Origin of the sequence: Ensifer sp. Root954, assembly GCF_001429005.1 — a bacterium.
Lineage (GTDB): Bacteria > Pseudomonadota > Alphaproteobacteria > Rhizobiales > Rhizobiaceae > Ensifer > Ensifer adhaerens.
This window is the reverse complement of sequence record NZ_LMJM01000023.1, coordinates 263,020-287,940: the sequence shown is the minus strand read 5'-3', so window position 1 is coordinate 287,940 and position 24,921 is coordinate 263,020. Positions and strand designations below refer to the sequence as shown.

Genomic DNA, 24,921 nt, shown 5'->3' with positions numbered 1-24,921 from the left:
AACGCGAGACTATCGCCCGCGGCGCGTTGCATAGATGCCGCTGACCAACACCAGAGCCGCTGCCAGCCCATACCAGGTCAGCGCATATTGCAGGTGGTTGTTGGGCAGGTCGAACTGGGTGACACCGCCAATCGGCAGACCGCCCGGATTGGGCGTCGCATCGGCATCGACGAACAGGGGCACGACCTTGTCGGCGGGAAGGCCGACGGAAGACGCCATCGTGTCGAGATCCTTCCAGTAGAAGATGTTCTTGGCGAGGTCGTTGTCGGGAACGAGCGACGACGGCTTTCCGTCAAGCTTCGGCCTTGCAAGACCATGAACGCCGACGAAGGCGGGAAGCTCGCCGGCAAGCCGGGTCGACGCATCCTTCTGCTCGAAAGGCACGAAACCGCGATTGACGAAAAGAAAACGGTCGTCGTCCAGCCGTAGCGGCGTGAAGACGTAATAGCCGGTGCGGCCATTGAACGTCGCGAAGAAATGCCGCTCCTTGGTGTGGTCGAACCCACCGGTCACCGAAACCGTGCGGTAGTCGATGTCGCCACCATCAGCGAGGATCTTCTCGATCTCGGCAAGCGTCGCCGGCGGCGCAGACCTGCGCTCGGCCATGGCCGAAAGCAAGCTTTCCTTCCAGTGTAGCCGCTGCATCTGCCAGGTACCGAGAGAGACAAGAATGGCAAATGTCGCGACGAGCAGCAGCAACGTGCCGATGCGGCCGATCAGGCCACGCTTTTTGCTGGTCGCGATCTCAGCCACGGTCGATCTCGCCGGGACGCGCATTGTTGCGATATTGCAGGTTGATCAGGATACCCTTCAGCATCCGCGTCAGGCCGAGGCTGAAAATCACCGCAAGCGGGATCCACAAGATGAAATGCAGCCAGAGCGGCGGGTTGAAGTTGACCTCCGCCCAGAGCGCCGCGCCGACGACAATGAAGCCGACGATCAGGATCACGAAGACCACCGGACCGTCGCCGGCATCGGCGAACTTGTAGTCGAGATCACAGCTTGCGCAGGCAGGCTTGACCTTCAGAAACCCGTCGAAAAGCTTGCCCTGGCCGCAGCGCGGGCAAAGCCCCTTGATCCCGGTCATCACCGGGTCAACCGGCGGGAAATGTGCCTTGTCTTCACTCACGGCTTGATCTCGATTGGCGTGTTGTTGGGAACCATGGCCCAGATTTCTTCCATTTCGGCATTGGTAACGGCAATGCAGCCATTCGTCCAATCGAAGCGCTGCGTCAAAAAGGCCAGCCAGCCGAAATAATTGGGCTGGCCATGGATCATGATCATGCCGCCCGGATCGACACCGTTCGCGGCAGCGGCAGAGACATCGGCCGGCGCCGGATAAGAGACGTGGATGGACTTGTAAAAACCGCTGCCGGGATTGCGCCAGTCGAGAGAATAGAGCCCTTCCGGCGTCCTCTGGTCTCCCTCCTGACGCTTGTGACCGATGGGGTTGCCGCCGAGCGCAACCGTGTATTCACGGATCACCTGGTCACCTTGGAAGAGCTGCAACAGCCGCCGCTCCTTGTGCACGACAACCCTGTCCGCGCTATCGGCCGCCGCAGCGGGAAAACCGCCGGATACCACTAGCGTCGCAGCCACCAAGGCCAACCTCATTTCCGTCTCCCATCAAGCCGATCGGCGGCACACCACCAAAAGAACAAGGCGGCTGCATGACTGCAACCGCCTTGTTCCTTGACTTAGATGCTCGCGCTATCAGCCGTGCGCGATCGGCGCGCCCCAGCTTCCCCAGATGTAGATGGAGAAGAACAGGAACAGCCAGACGACGTCAACGAAGTGCCAGTACCAGGCGGCCGCTTCGAAGCCGAAGTGCTGCTTCGGTGTGAAGTCACCACGCAGTGCGCGGAACAGGCAGACGAGCAGGAAGATCGTGCCGACCAGAACGTGGAAGCCGTGGAAACCGGTCGCCATGAAGAAGGTCGCGCCGTAGATCGAGTCCTTGAAGGCGAAGGGAGCGTGGGCGTATTCGTACGCCTGGACGAAGGAGAACAGCACGCCGAGCACGACCGTCAGCGTCAGGCCGTTGATCAGGCCCTTGCGGTCATTGTGCAGCAGCGCGTGATGCGCCCAGGTCACCGTCGTGCCCGACAAAAGCAGGATGACGGTGTTGTAGAGCGGCAGGTGCCACGGATCGAGCACTTCGATGCCCTTCGGCGGCCAGACGCCACCGGTGAAGGTAGCGCGGGTTGCCTGGATGGCTTCGCCCGGGAACAGGCTCGCATCGAAGAAGGCCCAGAACCAGGCCGCGAAGAACATCACTTCAGAAGCGATGAACATGAGCATGCCGTAGCGCAGATGCAGCGAAACGACGCGGGTGTGGTGGCCCTCGTGCGCTTCCTTCACCGTGTCCGACCACCAGCCGTACATGGTGTAGAGCACGATGATGAGGCCTGCGAGCAGGATCCAGACGTTGGCAAGCTCGAGGCCGAAGATCTTCAGCGAGCTACCCGACAGGTAACGCATGTAGCAGATGCCGCCGAACGCCATGACAAAGGCGCCGATGGAAGCAAGCAGCGGCCAGGGGCTCGGGTCGATGATGTGGTAGTCGTGATTCTTCTGATGCGCACCGGCCATGTCAGTAATCCCCGATATGTCTCTCTCTTGTCGCCCTTCCGGCATAGCCGAAAAGGACCTCCAGTCAAAGTTTGTTCTCTTCCGTCTTCACCTGCGCGACCGGTTTCGACGGTTCGCGCGGATAGAAGGTGTAGGAAAGGGTCAGCGTCTTGATGTCCTTGGTCTCCACCGCCTTGACCATGTCCGGATCGACGAAGAATACCACCGGCATCTCCATCTCCTCTCCCGGCTGCAGGGTCGTCTCGGTGAAGCAGAAGCACTGGACCTTGTTGAAATAGGCGCCCGCCTGCATCGGCGTGACGTTGAAGGTCGCCTGGCCCGTCGTCGGCTTCGACGACAGGTTCTTTGCCTTGTACATCACCTGCACCGTTTCACCGATGCGGATGTCGATGTCGCGCTGGACCGGCTTGAACTCCCAGGGCAGGCCCCCCGAAGTGTTCGCGTCAAAGGTGACCTTGACCTTCTCGTCGAGGATGACGTCGGACGCCTGCTCGACGCGCTGCGTCGTGCCGTTATAGCCGGTGACGCGGCAGAACATGTCGTAAAGCGGTACAGCCGCATAGGCCATGCCCACCATGCCGCCAACGAAAGCGAGGCAAGTGCCGACGACGACGCGGTTGGAGCGCTGCGAGCTTGTGGTCTGCGGTGATTTCGTCATGCCATTTCGCCTCAGTTGACCATGCCGTTGCCGAACTTGATCAGCGTGACGATGTAGAAGAGGACGACGAGGCCGAAGAGCACGAAGCCGAGCGCGATGTTGCGGCCGCGGCGCGATTTCTTCTGGGCATCAGTGAGCTTGACGGTTTCCATCAGGCAATACTCCCGGCATTCAGCCAGATATTGACGATCAGGTGATCCGCCATCAGGGCGGAGAAGATCACGAACAGATACATGATCGAGAAGGCAAAGAGCTTCTTGGCCGGCAGCATGCGCTCATCTGATTCCGGCATGCGCAACACGCCGATCGAGTACCACACGAAGCCAAGGCCGAGGGCCGCTGCGACTGCGCCGTAACCAATGCTCGCAAAACCGAGCAAGGTGGGACAGATGCCGATAAGTGCTGTCAGAACGGCGTAGATGACGATTTGCTTCTTGGTGGTCGCCTGGCCGCAGACATTCGGCATCATCGGTACGCCGACAGCGCCGTAGTCGCCCATCTTGAAGAGGGCGAGCGCCCAGAAGTGCGCCGGGGTCCACAGGAAGGTGATCAGGAAAAGCACGATGCTCTCCACCGACACGGCGCCGGTCACGCAGGCCCAGCCGATCATCGGTGGGAAAGCGCCGGCAGCACCGCCGATGACGATGTTCTGCGGCGTCGAGCGCTTCAGCCACATCGTGTAGATGACCACGTAGAAGAAGATGGTGAAGGCGAGCAACCCGGCTGCGAGCCAATTGACGGCGAGCCCGAGGATGATCACGGAAAAAGCAGACAGCGTCAGGCCGAATGCCAGCGCTTCCTGCGGCAGGATCTTGCCTGCCGGGATCGGGCGCTTGGCGGTACGGGTCATGACCGCGTCGATGTCGGCGTCATACCACATGTTCAGCGCGCCCGAGGCGCCAGCGCCGACAGCGATGCAGAGGATGGCAATAAAACCGATGAAAGGATTGATGTGTCCTGGTGCCAGCACCAGCCCGGCGAATGCCGTGAAGACGACCAGGGACATGACACGCGGCTTCAAAAGCTCGAAGTAATCGCGCGCAGAGGCTTCGGACAGGCGCGGTACGCCTTCCATGCCGACTGCTTCGTGATTGTCGATGACCGTCATGTCCTGTCCCTGCAAAAGTCCCGGCCGCAAGGGCCGTGTGTCGCCGGTTGCCCGGCGGGGTGAAGCCGCCGGAACCGGCGGCTTCTGTTCGTTGCCCGTCACTTGATGCGCGGGAGCTGTTCCCACTGGTGGAACGGCGGCGGCGAAGACAGCTGCCATTCCAGAGTGTTCGCGCCCTCGCCCCACGGGTTGTCGCCAGCGACGCGCTTCTTGGCGAAGGCTTCGAAGACGCCGAAGAGGAAGATCAGGACGCCGACGGCTGCGATGTAGGAGCCGTAGGACGAAACCATGTTCCAGCCGGCATAGGCATCCGGATAGTCGATGTAACGGCGCGGCATGCCTGCGAGGCCGAGGAAGTGCTGCGGGAAGAAGATCAGGTTCACGCCGATGAACATGACCCAGAAGTGCAGCTTGCCGACGAACTCGGAGTACATGTAGCCGGTCATCTTCGGGAACCAGTAGTACCAGGCAGCGAAGATTGCGAAGACAGCGCCGAGCGACAGAACGTAGTGGAAGTGAGCGACCACGTAGTAGGTGTCGTGCAGCGAGCGGTCGAGGCCGGCGTTGGCGAGCTGAACGCCCGTGACGCCACCGACGGTGAACAGGAAGATGAAGCCGATCGCCCAGACCATCGGGGTCGTGAAGCGGATCGAACCACCCCACATCGTCGCGATCCACGAGAAGATCTTAACGCCCGTCGGAACAGCGATGACCATCGTCGCGAAGACGAAGTAGCGCTGCGTGTCGAGCGACATGCCGACGGTGTACATGTGGTGTGCCCACACGATGAAGCCGACGGCGCCGATCGCGACCATGGCGTAGGCCATGCCGAGGTAGCCGAAGATCGGCTTGCGCGAGAAAGTGGAAACGATGTGGCTGACGATGCCGAAGCCCGGCAGGATCAGGATGTAAACTTCCGGGTGACCGAAGAACCAGAACAGGTGCTGGAACAGGATCGGGTCGCCGCCGCCTTCAGGCGCGAAGAAGGCCGTGCCGAAGTTGCGGTCGGTGAGCAGCATGGTGATGCCGCCTGCCAGAACCGGCAGCGAGAGCAGAAGCAGGAAGGCGGTGATCAGAACCGACCAGGCAAAGAGCGGCATCTTGTGCAGCGTCATGCCCGGAGCGCGCATGTTCAGGATCGTGGTGATGAAGTTGATCGCACCGAGGATCGAGGACGCGCCGGCAATGTGCAGGCCGAGGATGACGAAGTCCATCGCCGGTCCTGGCATGCCCGATGTCGAGAATGGCGGATAGATCGTCCACCCTCCCCCTGCGCCGTAGGCACCGGCCGGGCCTTCGACGAACATCGAAAGCAGCACGAGCAGGAAGGCAGGAATGATCAGCCAGAAGGAGATGTTGTTCATGCGCGGGAACGCCATGTCCGGCGCACCGATCATGATCGGAACCATCCAGTTGGCGAAGCCACCGATCAGCGCCGGCATGACCATGAAGAAGATCATGATGAGCGCGTGCGCGGTCGTGAACACGTTGAACATGTGCTTGCCGCCGTCGATGGCAGCATCGCCCTCGAAGCCGTAAACCATCTGCGCCAGGCCGTGGAAGATCTGGATGCCTGGCTCCTGGAGCTCGGCGCGCATGAAGATGGACAGCGTGCCGCCGATGATGCCCGCGAAAATCGCGAAGATCAGGTAGAGCGTGCCGATGTCCTTGTGGTTGGTCGACAGGAACCAGCGCTGGAAGAAGCTCAAAGGCTTATGCGCATGGTCTGCGTGGCCATGATCGGAGTGATCATGGCGTTGGTCGTGATGAACGGCTGTTCCAGCCATGGGTCGAGCTCCCCTTCCGATTACTGTGCGGCGTTAGCGGCGACGTCGACGGTCTTGGCCGAGTCGATGGACGCCATGAGCGCCTTGTTCGCATCGCCAACATTCGTTGCGGCGGCTGCGAGCCAGGTGTCGTATTTTTCCTGCGAAACCACGCGGATGGCGATCGGCATGTAAGCGTGGTCCTTACCGCAGAGCTCGGAACACTGGCCGTAGTAGAGACCTTCGCGCTCGGCCTTGAACCAGGTTTCGTTCAGGCGACCGGGAACGGCGTCGATCTTCACGCCAAAGGCAGGCATTGCAAAAGCGTGGATCACGTCAGCAGCGGTGACGAGAACACGAACCGTCTTGCCGACCGGCACGACGACTTCGTTGTCGACGGCGAGCAGGCGCGGATATTCTTTCTTGTCTTCCTTGCCGAGCGTCGCGCGATCTTCTTCCTTCATCATGATGCTGTCGAAGGTGAGCGGGCTTTCGCCGACTTCATACTCGTAGGACCAGTACCACTGGTTGCCGGTCGCCTTGAGCGTCAGGTCCGGATTGGCCGGCGGCGTCAGCTGCGCGGTCAGGAGCTGGAAGGACGGAATGGCGAGGAAGAGAAGGATGACGACCGGACCGACGGTCCAGACGACTTCGATCGCGGTGTTGTGGCTGGTCTTGGACGGAACCGGGTTCGCGCTTTCGCGGAACTTGATCACAACGATGATCAAAAGGAGGAGAACGAAGAGAGTAATCGGAATGATGAACCACAGGGTATAATGTTCAAACCACGTGATTTCTTCCATGATGCCCGTAGCGGCCGTCTGAAAATTCGTCTGCCATTCGACAGGCTTGTCAGCAAAGGCGCTCGAAGCAAAAAGCAGACAGGCAAGCGCTGCCAGAACTGCATAAGCCTTGTTTTTCACAATGTGTCTCCCCAATGCGCTTGATCAGGATCAAACCGGAACGCAGAATCCCTGCGATACTGCTGCGCTTCAAACCACAGTTTGTCCGATGCCGCAACATCTGACCAATCAACCCCATGCGGCATTTTTGCACAAACGCAGCTTTTCACACAGGCACCCCTCGAAACCCGTGGCGAAACCACCTATAGGAGCTCTTCTGCGCGCTTGGCGATCCGATTGCACAGCGCTTTGACGGCGGCGCGCCGGATAGGGCGCCCAACCCGCCCAATTTCCGCCATATGGCGCTGGAATGTGCCCCGCAGGGCTTTTCATTTATTCCTGCGCGCTTCAAGAATAGCCCTGATGATTCGACGTTTTGAGGTTTACATGGGCCTGCCCCTCTTTTCCCGACTGTCGGCCTTCGCCGCCTTCGGCCTTGCCGTTCTCGCTCTCCCGGCTCAAAGCCTGGCCCAGCAGCCCGCCGGAACACCCGGCACGGTCAAGTCCAACCATGGCGCATGGTCGATCGTCTGCGATCAGCCGCCGGGCGCCTCCGCTGACCAGTGCGCGCTGATGCAAAACGTCATCGCCGAAGACCGGCCCGAAGTTGGCCTGTCGGTGGTCGTTTTGAAGACTGCGGATCGCAAGGCCAAGATCCTGCGCGTACTCGCTCCGCTCGGCGTGCTTCTGCCGAACGGCCTCGGCCTGAACGTCGACGGCAAGGATATCGGCCGCGCCTATTTCGTGCGTTGCTTCTCCGACGGCTGCTACGCAGAAGTGGTGCTTGAGGACGAACTCTTGAAGACCTTCCGTTCCGGTGCGACGGCGACCTTCATCGTCTTCCAGTCGCCCGAAGAAGGCATCGGCATCCCTGTCGACCTCAAGGGCTTCGGCGAAGGCTACGACGCGCTGCCCTGAACGGCGACAAATTCAAGGACAAACAAAAAGCCGCGCTTCGAGCGCGGCTTTTTGTTGGCCGCCGCCGAGCATAAAAAACGAGGCCCGGATCGATGATCCGGGCCTGATGCATGCGAGAGCGACGCGTCTTTAGATGATGTCGGTCCCGACGATCTTGATGCCGAAGCCTTCGAGGCCGACATAGTGGCGTTCGCGCGAGGCGAGCAGCCTGATGGAGCTGATGCCGAGATCCTTCAGGATCTGCGCGCCGAGGCCGATTTCCAGCCACTCGTTTTCGCGCGCCTGCGCCTCGTCGTGCGCTTCGCGCTCGTGCTTGCCCTTGCGCGCCGTCTGCGACACGCCGACGCCGACCGAGCCTTCGCGCAGATAGACGATGACCCCCCTGCCCTCGTCGGCAATGCGCTTCATGATGCGGTCGATCTGGCAGTCCCTGCCGAAGACGTCGGCGCCGACATTTTCGAGATGCAGGCGAACCGGGATATCGACGCCATCACGGATGTCGCCAAAGACGACGGCGAGATGCTGCATCGGATCCCAGGGCAGAGAATAGGAATGTCCCTTGGCCGCACCATAGGGCGTCTCGATATCGAAGGAGCCGCCATGCTCGATCAGCGTTTCCTTGCGCTGGCGATAGGCGATGAGATCGGCGACCGAAACCTGCTTCAGGCCATGGGTGTCGGCGAAGCTCGCCACCTGCGGCCCACGCATGACCGTTCCGTCGTCATTGACGAGTTCGCAGATGACGCCGATCGGCGGCAGGCTGGCGAGCCTGCAGAGGTCGACGGCAGCTTCCGTATGGCCGGAGCGCATGAGAACGCCGCCTTCGCGCGCGACCAGCGGGAAAATGTGGCCGGGGCGAACGAAGTCCGTCGGCCCGACATTGGGATTGGCGAGGTTGCGTACCGTCAGCGTGCGGTCGTCGGCGGAAATGCCCGTCGTCGTGCCGTGCTTGAAGTCGACCGAGACTGTGAAGGCGGTGGTGTGCGCGGAATCGTTTTCCGCCACCATGGCGTTGAGGTTCAGGCGCTTGGCCTCCTCGCGCGGCATCGGCGTGCAGACGATGCCCGAAGTGTGGCGCACGATGAAGGCCATCTTTTCCGGCGTGCAATGCACCGCCGCGACGATCAGGTCGCCCTCGTTCTCGCGGCCGTCGTCATCGGTGACGACGACGATTTCGCCGGCCTCAAAGGCGCGAATGGCATCGACGACACGCTTCTGATCATAGGACATGGTGTTCTTCCCGAATTGTCTGGGCCGGTTGAAGCCGAATTACTTGAGGCGGCCGGTCTGGCCGCGGTCACGCAGGTAGTGATCGGCGATCGTGCAGGCAAGCATCGCCTCGCCGATCGGCACGGCGCGGATGCCGACGCACGGATCGTGGCGACCCTTGGTACGCACATCGACCTCGTTGCCGTCGCTGTCGACCGAGCGTCGCTCGGTGAGGATCGACGAGGTCGGCTTGATGGCGAAACGCGCGATCACCGGCTCGCCGGTGGCGATGCCACCAAGAATACCGCCAGCATGGTTCGACAGGAAGACAGGCTTGCCATCGGCGCCGATGCGCATCTCGTCGGCGTTTTCCTCACCGGTGATTTCGGCCGCACCGAAACCGTTGCCGATCTCCACGCCCTTGACCGCGTTGATCGACATCAGGTTCGAGGCAATGTCCTGGTCGAGCTTGGCATAGATCGGCGCACCGATGCCGGCGGGCACGCCCTCGGCAACCACTTCGACGACGGCACCGATCGAGGATCCGGACTTGCGGATGCTATCGAGATATTCCTCCCAGACCGGCACGATCTCCGGATCCGGTGCGAAGAAGGGGTTGTTGTCGACCTCGTTCCAATCCCAGTTGGCGCGGTTGATCTTGTGCTTGCCGATCTGCACGAGCGCGCCGCGCACGACGAGACCCGGCACGACCTTGCGGGCAACACCACCGGCAGCGACGCGCGCCGCGGTCTCGCGCGCCGAGGAACGGCCGCCACCGCGATAATCGCGGATGCCGTATTTCAGATCGTAGGTGTAATCGGCGTGGCCCGGGCGATAGCGCTTGGCGATCTCGGAATAGTCCTTCGAGCGCTGGTCGGTGTTTTCGATCAACATCGAGATCGGCGTTCCGGTCGAGATCATCGTCTCGCCGTCCTCGTCGAACATGACGCCGGAGAGAACCTTGACCAGATCGTCCTCGCGGCGCTGTGTCACGAAGCGCGACTGGCCGGGTTTGCGCTTGTCGAGCCATACCTGGAGTTCGGCGAGCGTGAAACGGATGCCGGGCGGGCAGCCGTCGATGACGCAGCCGAGCGCCGGCCCGTGGCTTTCGCCCCAGGTGGTAACGCGGAAGAGATGACCGAAAGTGTTATGCGACATGAAGGCAACCGACCCTAAGCAAGCAACGGCCGTACGTTTTGTACGCGGATGCCTTCTCTTAGTGGAAAGCCGGAGATGGGGAAAGGCTTTTGCGACCTGACGCGACCTCCTTCATCACGACGCCAGACGCAAGCCGCGTTCGGTTGCAAAGGCGAGAAACTTCTCCGCGCTCAACGGCCGGGCAAATGCGTAGCCCTGCAGCACATCACAGCCCAGAATGCCGAGCATTTCGGCATGCGCCATGGTTTCCACGCCCTCGGCCACGGTCTCGATATTGAGCGAGCGGGCAATCTCGATAATCGAGCGCACCAACGCCTGCTCCCTGCGGGCGCTCAAAACCGGAACGACGAGCTGGCGGTCGATCTTCAACCGCTTCGGCTTGATCTTCAAAAGGCTGACGATCGAGGTATGGCCGGTGCCGAAATCGTCGAGTTCGATATCGATCCCGAGCTTCTTGATGCCCTCGATGTTGGCGGCGACGATATCGTCGCTTTCGTCGAGGAAGATCGACTCCACCAGTTCGAAACAGATCTGTCCGGGCGTGATGCTCAAGCCTTCAAGCGAGGACAGCAGGTCGTCGTCCTGCAGCCGCTTGGCCGAAACATTGACCGAGATCTTGGGAACCCGAATGCCGGCCGCTGCCCATCGCATCTGATCGGTGAGAGATTTCTCCAGAACGAGACGGTCGAGCATCGCCGTCACGTTGAGTTCGTCGGCGATGCCGAGAAAACGATCCGGCGTCAATATGCCCTCGCGCGGATGCCTCCAGCGCACCAGTGCCTCGACGCCGCAAAGCGCGAGCGTCGTCGCATCGAACTGCGGTTGATACCAGGGTTCGAATTCGTCGCGCTCGATGCCTTCCAAAATCTCGTCGGCAATGCGCTTGGCGGTCACCACTTCCGCCTGCAGCACCTCGGTGAAGAACTGGTAGCGGTTCCGGCCCGCCTCCTTGGCGCGATAGAGCGCGATATCGGCGTTGACGAGCAGCTTGCGCGCGTCGATGTCGGCGCCATGCCCGACGGCCACGCCGATGCTGACACCAAAGCGGCAGGGAAATCCGTTGTAGTCGACCGGCTGCCGCATCGCGGCAATGATCCGGTCGCAACGGGCAGCAAGCGTCGCCTCGCCCTGTTCACCGGTAACGGCGACAACGAACTCGTCGCCACCGATGCGGGCAATGATGTCGCCCGACGATGTGTTCGCCCGCAGGATCTCCGAGGCATGGATCAGCATGGCGTCGCCGGCTGCGTGACCCAGGGTGTCGTTGATCTGCTTGAACCGGTCGAGATCGATATGAAGGATGGCGATGTCCTCACGGTCGCTGCCGGCGTCCAGGGTCAGTCGCTCCAGCGCCTTGTCGAGCATGCGGCGGTTGCCGAGCCCTGTCAGCGGGTCATGCAGTGCGTTGTGCTCGATGCGAACCCGGGCCTGCTCCAGCTCGGCGTTCTTTGCGTCCGCCATGGCCTTAGCCGCGCGCAACTGTTCCGTCATCAGAACGTCGTCGGTAACATCGAGTGCCATGCCGACGAATTTCCGTGCACCGTCCGGGGCGACGTGCAGCTTGCCGACCGAGCGGATGTGGCGAACCGTTCCGGCCGACAATATCACCCGCACCTGATGCACATAGGTTTCGTCCGCTTCGATGGCGCGATTGACCGCGTTGAGCGCCGGCTGCCGGTCATCGGGGTGCAGCGCTTGAAGCCATGTCTGCTCGTTGGTGGCGCCGTCGGTATAGACCAGCCCGTAGAGCTGATGCATGCGCTCGTCCCAATAGGCGACGTTGTTGTCGAGATCGGCCTCCCACATGCCGCAGCGATAGGAATCAAGAGCGAGGTCGAGACGTCGTGACAGGAGCTCTAGATCCTGTTCACGCTCGTAGAGACCCTTCAGCGCCTGCTCGAGCTCAAGGTTCTGCTGGTCGACCTGTGCCTTGGCCGCACTCAGCCGCTCGTTCTTCAGCACATCGTCGCTGACATCCCAGCTGATGCCGGTGACCTTGGCGCGGCCATCGGCGCCGCGGTGGCTGGACCCGACATTGCGGATGTGGCGCACCGTACCGTCGTGCAGAATGACACGATACTGCGATCGGTACTCGAGGCCGTCATCGAGGCTACGGAACAGCGCATTGGCGGCAATACCTATGTCGTCGGGATGCACGGTCGCGCGCCACTCGTCGTACGTGGGCTCGTCCAGATGCACCTCCAGTCCATGCAGGTGGAACATCCGGTCGTCCCAGGAACGCTGCTGGCTCTCGACGTCGATTTCCCAGATACCGATCTTCGACGCGTCGAGCGCGAGGTTCAGGCGGTGAGACAGCGTCATCACCTCCCCTTCCCGCGCCTTCAGCTTGGCGATGTTGCGCTGTCGCTCGTTGACGAGGCCGCCAGCCAGGAGGATCGGGATAACCACCACCGTGACGGCGACAGCGATCGCCAATTGGATGAAGATGCTGTTTTCGGGAAGCTGCTGCCATCCACCGACGGGCATGGCCGCTAGCTCCCACACGCCGCCTGCTAGCTCCAACCGGCGGTTGACCGGCGCAGCGCGAAAAAGAGCGTCGTCGCCATAGAACGCATCCTGTATGCGGTCCGGCTCGGAAATATCGCGGATCGCCAGGTGAACGTCGACATGGCGGTGGTCCCGCGCCAGTTCCGGCGCCTCGCCGCCCGACTCGAGCAGGCGCGCGGCGCGGTACAGCGCCTTCTCGTCGAGTATGGCCTCGACGTAGCCCCAACGCTCCATGCGTCCCTGGATCTTGGAAAAGACTGGCAGGAACAGCTCGAAACCATTGCGACCGCTTGGCAACCGGATCGGGCCGATCATCACCGGCCTGACCGTCGAGGACGCGCGCTCGATGGCATGTCTTGTCGCGCCGAATCGCTTGAAGTCGCTGCCGACGAACCATTGCTGGCTCTCGCGCGGAAAGGCGATCCGCACGACGCCACCGGGCGCTGCCGAGGCGCGCACCATTTGCGGATTCTGCAGGAGGAGCTTCGTCGCCATGACGGTGAAATCGTCTGTTGTCATGGCCGGATGCACGCCGATGCTGTTGGCAAAACCGTTCAGCGCGGCAATGCTGGTGTTAACCTCCGATTGCAGGCGGTTGGCAATGAGGTTCAGTTCGTTCTCGACGTCGATCCTGAGGTCGTTCTGGAAGTTTTCACGGTTTTGCCGCTCATAGACATGCCCGCCCGTAAACACGACGAGGCCCGCGATCGCCGCCGGAATGAGCGAGGGTTTCGCAAATCTGGCGGCGGCCCGAATGCGCTGGCGCAGAACATCAATGATCTTCAATCTCTTCCCCTCGATCCCCAACCAAAGGTAGCGAGCGAGTCTTAAGATTGGCTTTCGTCACAATTCCTTGGCAAACCCTATAATTCATGGGGAAACCACCCCGCCGATACCCGGAGTTCGGCCCCTGCCCGCTTGAAAAATACGGTACCGCCGTCCAGTCTCCAGAGTTCGGATAGACCATCAAAAAAGCGGGGGCGTCCGGCCAAAAGCCACGCCGCAAGGCAATTTTTGCCACAATCGGGGATCAAAGGGGAGTGACAAGGATGTTCGCAGAAACGTTGAAGAGGGCAAGAAGAATGCGTTTTGTTATTGCCGCACTCATGGCCACCGCAGGGCTGCTCTCCCCCTTGTCCGCCCTTGCCGAAAGCGCCGACGTTGAAGCTACCATTACGGGTGTTGATACCGAAAGGCTGAGCCTGTCGCTTGACGACGGCAAGAACTATCAGGCGCCCGAGGAATTCAATTTCGAGGGCCTGAAGGCCGGCGTAAAGGTTCTCGTCTTCTACACGGAAGTGGACGGCAAGCGGGTCATCAACGATCTCGAAATCGTTCAATAGAAAGCGCGGCCTTTCCTACAGGCCGCTGCGCGGTTCGCGCGAACCGGATTTTCACATTTCTGGAAAATGACCTTTTATCGGATGCCCCTCGCGCGGGCATCCATGTGAAGCGCTTTGCGCGTCGCTGCGCCAATCTACGCCCTACGCTTCAGGCTATCAGACCCAGCCGATGGCATTGCCGGAGATGCGCAGAAGGCGGTCCTGCGGGATCGCCGCGGTCGCGGCCTCCTCGGCTTCCATTTCCCCGAAAAGCTTGAAGAGCACGCGAATGACGCCGCCGTGGCTGATGCAGACCGTTGGCTTCGTCACGTCCCTGAGCCAGGCGGCTATGCGCCAGGACAGAATTTCGTAACTCTCGGCATCCTCACCGGGCGGAATGAAGTCCCATTTCACCGCGCGCCGCTCGGCGATCCTCTGTGGCGCCGAGCGCTTGAGTTCTGGCAGCGTGTGCCCTTCCCAATCGCCGAAGGAAACTTCCTTGAGCCGCTCGTCGGTGCGGTAGGCGGCCGGATCGAGCCCCATGGCCTGCCGGACACGCTCCATGGTCTCGCGCGTGCGGCCGAGCGGACTGGCGACGAAGTCGAAGTGCCGGGCGTCTGCGCCGAGGATGCCTCCAAGCGCCACGCCGTTGCCGGTCGCCTGCTGGCGACCGAAGTCATTGAGAGGGATATCCTTTTGCCCCTGGAGCCGGCTTTCGGCGTTCCAGTCTGTCTGTCCGTGACGGATCACATAGATCAGCACAACATGTCTCCGGGCAGCAGGCTGCCGAATCCGCCTTGGCGGTTCGGTCAGTCCTTGATCACGGAGATATCGGGCGCGTCCACAGCCTTCATGCCGACGACATGGTAGCCGCTGTCGGCGTGGTGCACTTCACCGGTAACCGAGCGCGACAGGTCCGAAAGCATGTAGAGGCCGACGTCGCCGACTTCCTCGATGGTGACGGTGCGGCGCAGCGGCGCGTTGTACTCGTTCCACTTGAGGATATAGCGGAAGTCACCGATGCCGGAGGCGGCCAGCGTTTTGATCGGGCCTGCGGAAATCGCGTTGACGCGGATGTTCTTGGGGCCGAGGTCGACGGCGAGGTACTTGACGCTTGCTTCCAGAGCAGCCTTGGCGACACCCATGACGTTGTAGTTCGGCATGACCTTTTCGGCGCCGTAATAGGTCAGCGTCAGCATCGATCCGCCGTCCGTCATCAGCTTTTCAGCGCGACGGGCAACCGAAGTGAAGGAGTAGACCGAGATCTGCATCGTCTTTGCGAAGTTGTCGGCCGAGGTATCGACGTAGCGGCCGGTCAGTTCGTCCTTGTCGGAGAAGCCGATCGCATGCACCACGAAATCGATCTTGCCCCACTTCTTCTCAAGCGCGTCGAAGACCGCGTCGATGGTGGCTTCGTCGCTGACGTCGCAATGGCCGGCCATGAAGCCGTCGATTTCCGCGAGCAGCGGCTCGACGCGCTTTTTCAGAGCGTCGCCCTGATAGGTCAACGCAACTTCACCACCCTGCGCGTGGATGGCCTTGGCAATGCCCCATGCGATGGAACGGTTGTTTGCAACGCCCATGATGACGCCGCGCTTGCCCTTCATCAGACCGGATGCCTGAGCCATGGTAAGTCCCCAATACTATTCCAGCATCGGCCGTCGCCGGTGCCAAAGATCAAAAATGTCACAGACGCCCCACGAGAACGGGTGCGGCAAAATGTCGAGAATTGCCTATGGCATAGCCGCAAGGGTGGTTCAAGCACGGCTGAGATCAGGAACTGTTAGTCCCCGTAATATTGGTTCAGTGTGTCAGCGAACTGTCACAAATGGCCTGTCACAGATAGAGGCCGTCGCGCTGCGACTTCATCAGATCGGTGATCTTGTCGTCGGGCGCCTCGGGCAGGACCAGCCGCAATTCGACCAGAAGATCGCCATGCGTACCATAAGCACCGGGCATCCCCCTGCCCGCAAGGCGGATGACCTTGTCGGAGCCGGACCAGGCCGGCACGACCACCGTAACCTGCCCGACCGGGGTTTCGAGCACCTGTTCGCAGCCGAGCACGGCGCCCTGCAGATCGATCGGCAAGGTGGTCATGAGATCGAGGCCGCGGGCGCGGAACGTCCCGCCCTGGTCGACCCTGAGCGTGACGACGACGTCGCCACGGGTCATGCCCGTCACCCGATAGCCCTGCTCCGCCAGACGAATGCTCTGACCGTCGACGGCACCCGGAGGGATCTGCACCTTCAGGCTTTCGCCGTCGGGAAGCTCGACGGAGAGGCGCTGGCGGTTGATCAGGTCGTCAATACTGACGGCGAGATCGACAGGAAGATCCGGGACCTTCTCGGCCGTCTTTGCCGCGCGACCCCGGATCCGCCGGACGATCGCCGCCACAAGCTCGGCGGCCGGTGCGGCTGCACGCTGCATCAGCGGAGTCTCTGTCTTGAGAGCGCTTTCCTGCTGCGGCTCGGGGGCTGGTTCCGGCTTGCTTTCGGAAGCCTGGGCCGGGCGCTCCGGCTCCTTTGCTGCCGCAGCCGGCTTGGGCGATGGTTTCGGCGTCGGCTTCGGCGATGGGCGGGCCGACTTGCTGCGGGTCTCCGCGCCGAAAATCTGTGAAATGGCGTCCTCGGCGGTCTCGGCGTCGACCGGCGCCTCTTCCTGAGGCCGCATCTTTGCCTTCATCGCCTCCATGCGACGAAGCTCGGCTTCGCGGCGCGCGTAGTCGTAGCGGCTTCTGAGCTTCGGGTCGCGCAGCAGCTCATAGGCCTTGCCGGCCTCGGCAAAACGCTCCGCGGCGTTGGGATCGTCCTGGTTATGGTCCGGATGCACGGCCTTTGCCAGCGAACGCCAGGCGGCCTTGATTTCATCCTGCCCGGCATTGCGCCGGACCCCGAGGATCACGTAGGGATCACGCATGGTTTCTACCATCTTCTCTGATCGGCGGCCTCTCCCTGATGCCCGCCTTTGCCCCGATTGCAGGCGCCATTGTCGCCCGTCCACTGAACGCCGATGATCCGGAGAAGTTGCTAAATAGTGGTTAGCCACGCGGCCTCATGTGGCCGTTGAGACGGCAACGCCGGCCGTCATGCGCGCATTTGCCAAAACGTGGTTAATCACCGATTTCAACGGCTTGCGTCGAACGCTCGCTCAGGCGCGCGGGCCGAAGCTCGTCAGATACCAGGCGCCGTCGCCGCCCTGGCAAGTGCTGCCGTCGAACTTGGCGATGCCTTCGTAGGAATGACGCGTCGTGGTGAATCGGCGGCAGAGCATGCCGCTGGCGCGGTCTTCCTGGATGCTGCTGATGACACCGGCACTGCCGGAGGTCGCATTGGCCCAGGGAATAGGATTGATGGCGCCGCTGTTGAGCTCGGCCGATGTCACGGCGTTGCGAACCATCACCGCATCGGAAAGGCCATCGGAGGTCTTGGCAACGGGAACTGTGCCCGTCGAAACCGTGCGGTCGACTCCGCTGCCGAAAAAGTCGAGGCCAGCCCCCATGCAGCCGGACAGCGCCAGGACCGGCAGGCAAATTGCCGCGCTACGCAGCAAGGCGAAGGAATACCCCTTCTTGGCGTCGATCCACTTTGCTATGTCTTGCACGGCAATCCTGTCAGACTCGCTGGAGCCGCACGTTTCTCGACAAGGTCAACATACAGGCTCCGACATTTTCGATGCGGAAACACCGGTCGGGCTCATCCCGAAGTATTTCCGCGCCAGACATCACGGCATTGGAACGCAATATGGCGGCGAATGAGTTAACAAGCGGTGACTTCACCGAATCAAATGAACCCTTTTCCCTGTTTGGCACATGGCTGAAGGACGCGGAAGGTAGCGAGATCAACGACCCGAATGCGGTGGCGCTCGCAACCGTCGATGCCGACGGACTGCCGAATGTCCGCATGGTGCTGCTCAAGGGTTTCGACGAGCGCGGCTTCGTTTTCTACACGAATTTCGAAAGCCAGAAGGGTGAGGAGATCCTCGGCGCCCGCAAGGCGGCGATGTGCTTCCACTGGAAATCGCTGCGTCGGCAGGTGCGCGTGCGCGGCCCGGTCGAGATCGTCACCGACGAGGAGGCCGACGAGTATTTCAAGAGCCGGCCGCGCGGCAGCCGCATCGGCGCCTGGGCCTCGAAGCAGTCGCGGCCACTCGAAGGCCGCTTCGCGCTGGAAAAGGCCGTTGCCGAATACACGGCCCGCCACGCGCTCGGCGAAATCCCGCGCCCAAGCTATTGGTCAGGCTTCCGCATCTGCCCGACGTCGATCGAATTCTGGCACGACCGCCCCTTCCGGCTTCATGACCGGATGGAGTTTCGCCGCGAGGCACCCGAAGGCGGCTGGGAAAAGGTGCGTATGTACCCATAAGCCGCGCGTCCGTCGCAAGAGAGGCGCCAAATGCAATCACGACGCTCGGCTATGCAGGTGGCCGAGCGGATTTTGTCTTTTGCCCGGCCCGAGCCGGGCATTTCCGTTGAACGCCTATTGATGACGATCGATGTTCGTGACGCGACGCTCGACGATATAGCCGGTTGTCACCGCTGCCTCGATGACGTCGCCCAGGAAGGCCGCTGGCTTTCACGGCTAAGCGCACCACCCTTCGACGGATGCCGCATACATGACAGTCCTGCATCGCGCCCGGGCGTTTTACGCGCAGTTTGACTTCCAGATCGAAGGCCGCGTGTTCGCGACTGGAAACACGACGGTGTTTACCAGGACAGCATTCTCATGGCTTTTGCCTTCAATTGACGTCGAAGCACTCGGCTGCCCAAGTCGCCTTTTCTAGCCGGCCGCCAGGCGGAACGGTATGCCGGAGGCCAGAGCCGAAACGTAGCGGGCGCGCTGGAAATGGCCGTTCAGAGAAATGCGCGGTAGCGCATAAAGGCTGGCTTTCGCGCGAGCGATGAGCGTGCCGGGTTGGGTGGTGACGGCCAGGGTGAAACCCAAATCGGCGACGATGCGATGGTCGCGTGCGGATACCGCCGGCGCGTCGCCATAGGGATAGGCGAAAGTCTGGGGCGGCCGACCGGTGATCGCCTCGACGCGCCGCAGCGATCCCTCGATCTCCCGCCGCGCCTCAGCATCCGTCAGGCGCGCGACCGCGCGGTGGCTGATCGTGTGGGCGCCGAGGCTCGCGATAGGGCTTTCGATCAGGCGCCGCAAACCGGCCTCGTCCAGTGTGAGGCGTTCGGTTATCGCCTGCGGATCGATGCCGCCATCGAGGGCTGCAGCGTTCAAGGAAGCGATCGCCTTTGCCTCATCATGGCCGTGAATGAACGCCGCAATGCGATTGAAGACGGCCTGCCTTTCGGCCGTGGTCGACGCCTGCAATGTTTCTACGCCACGGCCGAAGTCAAAGCGCAGCTTCTCGCTCGTTGCGAGCATATCGGCAAGCGTCTCCCACCAAAGCGTATGTGTGCGATCGACGAACCCGCCGGTAACGAACACCGTGAATGGCGCCTGGTGGCGCTGGAAGACCGGCAACGCGTGCTCGAGATTGTTCCGGTAGCCGTCATCAAGGGTAAAACAGGCGACCGGCCCACCTTTGGCGGCCAGCGCCTCCGGCAAGTGTTCGAGCGGGGTGAAGCGATAGCCGTCGCGCTTCAGCGTCCTCAACGCGACATCGAGGAATTCCGGCGTGATTTCCAGGTGCGCATTGGGATCGAAGGCACGGGCAGATTTCGGCCGGACATGATGCAGGGTAAAGATCGCCCCCTGCCCGCGCGCGCTGGCAATCAGCCCGGCGCGGCTCAGCCCCCCCGCGACTTCCAGCCCACCGGCAATTGCGGCGCGGCGAACAATCGTCCTGATCATGCCCTTGATGGTCGCCCCCAAATCTGGCCCGCGAGACTCCGGCGCGGACTAACAGCCTGGAAAGTTAACGGCGAGGGCGTTAAACCTTGTTGAACGGGGAGAGCGTTCATCGGCCATTTACCACAACCTCGAAAACAAGGTCGGCTCGCCACATTCCGCCCTAAAGTTGCAGCAAAGACACGGATCTTGTCACAAAACGAAACAGCTTTGCGCCTTGCCGAGGGCGCTACTCGACGGGGATCGATATGAAAACTTTGCGCTGCCTCCTGCTGGCGACCTTCGCACTGGCGCTCGGGACGGCGACAGCCGTCGCCGGAAGCGCCTCGCTGGTGCTCGATGCACGCACCGGCAAGGTCCTCTCGTCTGAAAACGCCGATGTCCTCAATCATCCTGCCTCCCTGACCAAGATGATGACGGTCTACATGGCCTTCGAGGCGCTGAAGAGTGGCAAGCTTTCCTGGGACAGCAAGATCAAGGTTTCGAAGGCGGCGGCCGCCAAGCCGCCGATGCGGCTCGGCCTCAAATCCGGCATGACGATCACCGTGCGCGAGGCGGTCCTCGGCATGATCGTGCGCTCGGGCAACGATGCCGCGGCAGCGATGGCCGAGAAGCTCGGCGGCTCCGAGGCGAATTTCGCCCGCATGATGACCGCCAAGGCGCGTCAGCTCGGCATGAGCAAGACCATCTTCATCAATGCCTCCGGCCTGCCTGCCAGCAAGCAGGTGACGACGGCGCGTGAAATGTCGACGCTCGCCGTGGCGCTGATGCGCGACTTCCCCAGGGAGTACCGGCTGTTTGCGACCGAAAGCTTCAATTTCCGCGGCCGCAAGGTGCGGGGGCACAACAACCTGATGTACCGCTACGATGGCATGGACGGCATCAAGACCGGCTACACCAATGCCTCCGGCTTCAACCTCGTCAGCGCCGTCAAGGACGGCAATCGCCGGGTGGTCGGCGTCGTTCTCGGCGGCAAGACGGCGCGCAGCCGCGACGCCAAGATGGCGGCCCTTCTCGATCGCCATGTCGGCAAGGCAGCCAAGGGCGGACGGCAGCTGGTGGCATCCAAGCGCGGCGGCAAGACGATTGAAGCCCCCGTCGAAGTAGCCGCGGTCGCGACATCCGAGGTTCCGATGCCCTACACCGCACCGCAGCGGGCCAAGCGGGATTCGGTTGCTGCCGTGATTACAGCGACATCGACGTCCGCCATCCCCGCGGAACGGCCGACGGAGCTTGCCGAGATCGAAACGACGGCTGCAGTTCCGGCTGCGTCAGGCGGCTGGCAGATCCAGATTTCGGCGGCACCATCAGCCGAGGCTGCGCGCATGCTGCTGGCGCAGGCGCGCTCGGAAGCCGGTGCGCCGCTCGCGGGCGCCACGCCCTACACGGAAGCCGTCGGTAAGGGTGCCAAAGCGATCTACCGCGCCCGCTTCGTCGGCTTTTCGAGCCGCGACGCGGCAGCAGCAGCCTGCGATGCCCTCAAAGAGCGCTCCTATGACTGCATGATGCTGCCGTCGCGCGGCTGATTGGCCGCCGGCCTCAGAGCCTTCGTCACTCTTGCACGACGGCTCTACGGAAGCGGTTGGCGAGCCACCAGTCGCACTGCTCGTGGCTATAGCCAAGCAGCAGCCCCTCCTCGCGCTCGTCTTCTGCCGTCCATGGGCGCCAATTGCAAAAGAGCTGGTGGCAGCGTTGCCTGAAGCGCTCGAAACGCCACTCTTCTCCCGGCAACGCATAGGTGAGGTAGAGAACCCTTTGCTCCTTCTCGCCACCGGTCGTTGTCGGGCACATCCGCGAGAACTCGAACACGTCCGCAAGCAAAGTTCCGTCGGCAACGTGCGGCGCGAACAACTCTTTGGTTTCGGCAAGCCAGGGCGACGCGGCATCGTCGCTGAAGAAGGCGAAGGGCTTGCGCCCTTCCAGCATCAGCGGAAGCTCATAGCCGGTGTGCACCAGATAGGGCACGGTATCGAGCGCATGCAGCCGCCGAAGCTCAGCTTCCTCGCCTGTTTCTGGCAAGGCAAGCCCGACGGCCGACGCCAGCAGCGTCAGGTCGTCTTGATCCAGACGGTAGCAGGCATGATCCAGGAAGACGCCGTTTTGCAGGTCCAACGCCCGCGCGATCTCGGTGGCGTCGCGATCAAACCTCAGTTCGTGCGTCGGTGTGGCGGTCTTCGGCGACAGAAAGGACAGCTTGAAGACCGCCATCGGACCTTACGCCTGCGTGCCGCCGACGGTGATCTGATCCATGCGCAGATGCGGCTGGCCGACGCCGACCGGTACCCATTGGCCGGCCTTGCCGCAATTGCCGATGCCGGTGTCGAGCTTGGTGTCGTTGCCGACCATGGTGACACGCTTCATCGCGTCCGGACCGTTGCCGATCAGCATCGCGCCCTTCACCGGTGCGCCGATCTTGCCGTTTTCGATCAGGTAGGCCTCGGTGCAGCCGAAGACGAACTTGCCGGAGGTGATGTCCACCTGGCCGCCGCCGAAGGAGACGGCATAGATGCCCTTCTTGACCGAGGCGATGATTTCCTCCGGCGTTTTGTCGCCGGAGAGCATGTAGGTATTGGTCATGCGCGGCATCGGCACATGGGCATAGCCCTGGCGACGGCCGTTGCCGGTCGGCTGCATTCCCATCAGCCGGGCGTTCTGCCGGTCCTGCATGTAGCCGACGAGCTTGCCGTCCTCGATCAGCACGTTGTAGCCCGACGGCGTGCCTTCGTCGTCAATCGAGATCGAGCCGCGGCGCGCCTCGATGGTGCCGTCGTCGACGACGGTGACGCCCTTGGCAGCCACCTGCTGGCCCAGCAGGCCGGCAAAAGCCGAGGTCTTCTTGCGGTTGAAGTCCCCTTCCAGGCCATGGCCGACGGCTTCGTGCAGCATGACGCCCGGCCAGCCGGAGGCAAGCACCACGTCCATGGTGCCGGCGGGCGCATCGATCGCTTCGAGATTGACGAGTGCCTGGCGCAGCGCCTCGTCGGCGCCCTGCTTCCAGTTTTCCGCGGTGACGAAATCGCCGAAGCCGCGACGCCCGCCGGTGCCGAAGGAGCCGCTTTCCTGGCGATCTCCTTCGCCGGTGACGACGGAGATGTTGATGCGGGTCATCGGCCGGACGTCATGGACGCGGTGACCATCGGCGCGAAGGATATCGACGACCTGCCAGCTAGCGGCGATGGTCGCCGTCACCTGACGGACCTTCGGATCCCTGGCGCGCAGATAGGCGTCGATTTCCTGGAGCAGCGCGACCTTCGCCTCGAAGCTCGGCTCGCCGATCGGGTTTTCGTCGCCGTAGAGTTTCTTGTTGGTACGCTGCGGGGCTGCTGCATAGGAACCGGCATAACCGCGCGTCACCTGCGCCACGGCATCGGAAGCACGGCGGAGCGCCGAAAGCGAAAGTTCGCCGGAATGGGCGTAGCCGACCGCTTCGCCGGCAACGGCGCGCAAGCCAAAACCCTGGTCGGTATTGAAGCTGCCGCCCTTGAGCCGGCCGTTGTCGAAGGAGAGCACCTCGGCCTGCGCATGTTCGAGGAACAGTTCGCCGTCGTCGGCACCGGCGAGCGTTTCCGAGAGAACCTTGCGGACCGTTGCCTCGTCGGCATCGAAGAGGCTCATCAGATCGGTGTTCATAGTGGCACGCTCCCGCGTCAGGAATTTCTATCGCCTCCATTTAGGAACGCAGCGGGTTCAAGCCAAGGAAAATATCACGGGCCGCATGTTTCCTCGATCCGCACCGATCGACGCAAGCATGCAGCGGCTCAAGTCGCTACAGCGACGTATTCCAGCCGTCGAGCCGTTCCACCCGCTCGACGCCGGCGAAGCGGGCAACCCGATCGAGCTCGGCATCGATGCGTTCCAGGCGCCCTGCCGAGACGCGGACGCCCTTTTCGAGCCAGAGCTTGCGGACACCGAGGCTGCCGCGCTTGCGGTCCGCCTTCATGTCGATGCGGCCGATCAACCGGTCGCCCTCGATCAGCGGGAAGACGTAATAGCCATATTCGCGCTTGGCCTCGGGCACGAAGATCTCGATGCGATAATAGAACCCGAACAGGCGCTCGGTACGATTGCGGTCGCGCAGCAGCGGATCGAAGGGGCTCAGCACCCGCACCCGGCCCGGCGGCTCAGGGATATCGCCAAGTGCGTCCGGGAATCCAGCGAAGGCGTAGGCGACACGCGGGCGTCCACCATCGATCGCTTCGATCTGCACTTCCACGAGTTCGTCGCGATGCTCGGCCACCCAGGTCTTGGCCTCCTCGGGCGACACCAGATCCCAGAAGGCGGCAATCTCGCCATGGGTGGCAAAGCCGAGACGCTCCAGCGCACTGCGGCAAGCCCAGTCGATGAACTCCGGATGGCTGACGTCATCCTCGTTGTGGTGCGGCGGGATCACTCTTTCCGTGAGATCGTAGACCTTCTGGAAATTCTCGCGCCGCGCGATCGCCAGCTTGCCCGTGCGCCACAGCACTTCCAGCGCCGTCTTCGACGGATGCCAGTTCCACCAGCCGCCAGACTGGTGTTCGGCTTCCTTCAAGTCTCGGGCGAGCACCGGGCCGCCTTCGGCAATACGCTGATAAGTGTCGTCGCAGCCTTTTTCAAAGCCTTCGCCACGCCACGCCTTCCACCGCTCGACGATCGTCTCACCTTCCCATTTGAAGCGGTGCTTCCAATAGCGGAAGAAGCTGCTTGGAATGATCGAGGCATCGTGGGTCCAATGCTCGAAGAGGTCGCGATCGTCCTCCAGCAGCGCCGTCAGATGCTCTCGACGATAGGTCTGGTTGCGGGAAAACAGGATCTGGTGATGGGCGCGCTCCACCGTGGCGATGCTGTCTACCTGCACGAAGCCGATGTCGTGGATGAGCTTCAAGAGGCCTTCCTTGCCGAGCGCGCGGTTGGGCGCGCCTGAAAGGCCCTGCTTGGCGAGGAAGATGCGACGGGCGTCGCTGTTGGAAAGGCGAATCGTCATGACGATAACAATA

24 protein-coding genes are annotated in these 24,921 nt (G+C 62.1%); 4 read left to right on the top strand and 20 right to left on the bottom strand.

All coding sequences use genetic code 11. The annotated features are described in order from the left end of the window. Positions 1–9: 9 nt before the first annotated feature. From ASE71_RS15405 to coxB, 9 genes are all read right to left on the bottom strand, one after another. The gene (locus ASE71_RS15405) at positions 10–777 is read right to left on the bottom strand and encodes an SURF1 family protein (protein ID WP_060516303.1); all 768 of its coding nucleotides are present in this window, start codon (positions 775–777) and stop codon (positions 10–12) included. Beyond that, complete coding sequence (locus ASE71_RS15400) at positions 746–1,129, bottom strand: DUF983 domain-containing protein (RefSeq protein WP_034801241.1); 384 nt, start codon at positions 1,127–1,129, stop codon at positions 746–748. The genes ASE71_RS15405 and ASE71_RS15400 overlap by 32 nt, the downstream gene beginning before the upstream one ends. Beyond that, a complete protein-coding gene (locus ASE71_RS15395) occupies positions 1,126–1,614 on the bottom strand; it encodes a L,D-transpeptidase family protein (RefSeq protein ID WP_060516304.1) in 489 nt (162 codons plus the stop codon). Before ASE71_RS15395 ends, ASE71_RS15400 begins: the two co-directional genes overlap by 4 nt. 99 nt (positions 1,615–1,713) lie before the next feature. Further along, complete coding sequence (locus tag ASE71_RS15390; protein WP_034801236.1) at positions 1,714–2,592, bottom strand: cytochrome c oxidase subunit 3; 879 nt, start codon at positions 2,590–2,592, stop codon at positions 1,714–1,716. A 64-nt stretch (positions 2,593–2,656) separates the two neighbouring features. Beyond that, positions 2,657–3,250: a cytochrome c oxidase assembly protein gene (locus ASE71_RS15385; RefSeq protein ID WP_060516305.1), complete on the bottom strand. Its 594-nt coding sequence runs from the start codon at positions 3,248–3,250 to the stop codon at positions 2,657–2,659. An 11-nt stretch (positions 3,251–3,261) separates the two neighbouring features. Then, positions 3,262–3,402 (bottom strand): hypothetical protein, encoded by a 141-nt coding sequence (locus ASE71_RS35775; protein WP_043619862.1) that lies wholly within the window; start codon positions 3,400–3,402, stop codon positions 3,262–3,264. Beyond that, positions 3,402–4,358: a heme o synthase gene (locus ASE71_RS15375; RefSeq protein ID WP_034801469.1), complete on the bottom strand. Its 957-nt coding sequence runs from the start codon at positions 4,356–4,358 to the stop codon at positions 3,402–3,404. The genes ASE71_RS35775 and ASE71_RS15375 overlap by 1 nt, the downstream gene beginning before the upstream one ends. 98 nt (positions 4,359–4,456) lie before the next feature. Continuing rightward, positions 4,457–6,145: a cytochrome c oxidase subunit I gene (ctaD, locus tag ASE71_RS15370; protein WP_034801224.1), complete on the bottom strand. Its 1,689-nt coding sequence runs from the start codon at positions 6,143–6,145 to the stop codon at positions 4,457–4,459. Between the two features lie 20 nt (positions 6,146–6,165). Further along, positions 6,166–7,047: a cytochrome c oxidase subunit II gene (gene coxB / locus ASE71_RS15365; RefSeq protein ID WP_034801222.1), complete on the bottom strand. Its 882-nt coding sequence runs from the start codon at positions 7,045–7,047 to the stop codon at positions 6,166–6,168. Positions 7,048–7,413: 366 nt separating this feature from the next. On the opposite strand from coxB, the gene ASE71_RS15360 reads away from it, so the two are divergent. Further along, positions 7,414–7,944 carry an invasion associated locus B family protein gene (locus ASE71_RS15360; RefSeq protein ID WP_034801218.1) on the top strand — a complete coding sequence of 177 codons (531 nt, stop codon included), beginning with the start codon at positions 7,414–7,416 and terminating at the stop codon, positions 7,942–7,944. A gap of 129 nt (positions 7,945–8,073) precedes the next feature. On the opposite strand, the gene ribB is transcribed toward ASE71_RS15360, so the two are convergent. The 3 genes from ribB to ASE71_RS15345 all read right to left on the bottom strand — a co-directional run bounded on the left by ribB (position 8,074) and on the right by ASE71_RS15345 (position 13,605). Beyond that, complete coding sequence (ribB, locus tag ASE71_RS15355; RefSeq protein ID WP_060516306.1) at positions 8,074–9,174, bottom strand: 3,4-dihydroxy-2-butanone-4-phosphate synthase; 1,101 nt, start codon at positions 9,172–9,174, stop codon at positions 8,074–8,076. A gap of 39 nt (positions 9,175–9,213) precedes the next feature. Continuing rightward, positions 9,214–10,311, bottom strand: a complete 1,098-nt coding sequence (gene aroC / locus ASE71_RS15350; RefSeq protein WP_060516307.1) for a chorismate synthase — start codon at positions 10,309–10,311, stop codon at positions 9,214–9,216. A gap of 114 nt (positions 10,312–10,425) precedes the next feature. After that, entirely contained in the window at positions 10,426–13,605 is a 3,180-nt protein-coding gene (locus tag ASE71_RS15345) for an EAL domain-containing protein (protein WP_060516308.1), read from the bottom strand. Between the two features lie 296 nt (positions 13,606–13,901). Here ASE71_RS15345 and ASE71_RS15340 point away from each other — a divergent pair, with 296 nt between their 5' ends. Continuing rightward, positions 13,902–14,162 (top strand): DUF1344 domain-containing protein, encoded by a 261-nt coding sequence (locus tag ASE71_RS15340; protein ID WP_034801209.1) that lies wholly within the window; start codon positions 13,902–13,904, stop codon positions 14,160–14,162. A gap of 156 nt (positions 14,163–14,318) precedes the next feature. On the opposite strand, the gene ASE71_RS15335 is transcribed toward ASE71_RS15340, so the two are convergent. From ASE71_RS15335 to ASE71_RS15320, 4 genes are all read right to left on the bottom strand, one after another. Further along, complete coding sequence (locus ASE71_RS15335; RefSeq protein ID WP_060516309.1) at positions 14,319–14,903, bottom strand: histidine phosphatase family protein; 585 nt, start codon at positions 14,901–14,903, stop codon at positions 14,319–14,321. A gap of 47 nt (positions 14,904–14,950) precedes the next feature. Further along, complete coding sequence (fabI, locus tag ASE71_RS15330; protein WP_034801205.1) at positions 14,951–15,769, bottom strand: enoyl-ACP reductase FabI; 819 nt, start codon at positions 15,767–15,769, stop codon at positions 14,951–14,953. Positions 15,770–15,977: 208 nt separating this feature from the next. After that, positions 15,978–17,069, bottom strand: coding sequence for a DnaJ C-terminal domain-containing protein (locus ASE71_RS15325; RefSeq protein WP_060516310.1), 1,092 nt, complete (start codon positions 17,067–17,069; stop codon positions 15,978–15,980). Between the two features lie 219 nt (positions 17,070–17,288). Further along, positions 17,289–17,741, bottom strand: coding sequence for an RT0821/Lpp0805 family surface protein (locus tag ASE71_RS15320; RefSeq protein WP_060516312.1), 453 nt, complete (start codon positions 17,739–17,741; stop codon positions 17,289–17,291). Positions 17,742–17,812: 71 nt separating this feature from the next. On the opposite strand from ASE71_RS15320, the gene pdxH reads away from it, so the two are divergent. Continuing rightward, positions 17,813–18,502 (top strand): pyridoxamine 5'-phosphate oxidase, encoded by a 690-nt coding sequence (pdxH, locus tag ASE71_RS15315; RefSeq protein ID WP_082566261.1) that lies wholly within the window; start codon positions 17,813–17,815, stop codon positions 18,500–18,502. A gap of 414 nt (positions 18,503–18,916) precedes the next feature. Here the strand turns inward: pdxH and ASE71_RS15310 are convergent, their stop codons facing one another. Then, a complete protein-coding gene (locus tag ASE71_RS15310) occupies positions 18,917–19,948 on the bottom strand; it encodes a polysaccharide deacetylase family protein (RefSeq protein WP_060516553.1) in 1,032 nt (343 codons plus the stop codon). 245 nt (positions 19,949–20,193) lie between these two features. Between ASE71_RS15310 and ASE71_RS15305 the strand changes: the two genes are divergently transcribed. Then, positions 20,194–21,471 (top strand): D-alanyl-D-alanine carboxypeptidase family protein, encoded by a 1,278-nt coding sequence (locus tag ASE71_RS15305; protein WP_082566262.1) that lies wholly within the window; start codon positions 20,194–20,196, stop codon positions 21,469–21,471. A gap of 25 nt (positions 21,472–21,496) precedes the next feature. On the opposite strand, the gene ASE71_RS15300 is transcribed toward ASE71_RS15305, so the two are convergent. The 3 genes from ASE71_RS15300 to ASE71_RS15290 form a co-directional block, all read right to left on the bottom strand. Then, positions 21,497–22,153, bottom strand: coding sequence for a hypothetical protein (locus ASE71_RS15300; RefSeq protein ID WP_060516314.1), 657 nt, complete (start codon positions 22,151–22,153; stop codon positions 21,497–21,499). A 6-nt stretch (positions 22,154–22,159) separates the two neighbouring features. Continuing rightward, positions 22,160–23,575, bottom strand: a complete 1,416-nt coding sequence (tldD, locus tag ASE71_RS15295; protein WP_060516316.1) for a metalloprotease TldD — start codon at positions 23,573–23,575, stop codon at positions 22,160–22,162. Positions 23,576–23,711: 136 nt separating this feature from the next. Then, complete coding sequence (locus ASE71_RS15290) at positions 23,712–24,908, bottom strand: winged helix-turn-helix domain-containing protein (protein ID WP_060516318.1); 1,197 nt, start codon at positions 24,906–24,908, stop codon at positions 23,712–23,714. Positions 24,909–24,921: the final 13 nt, after the last annotated feature.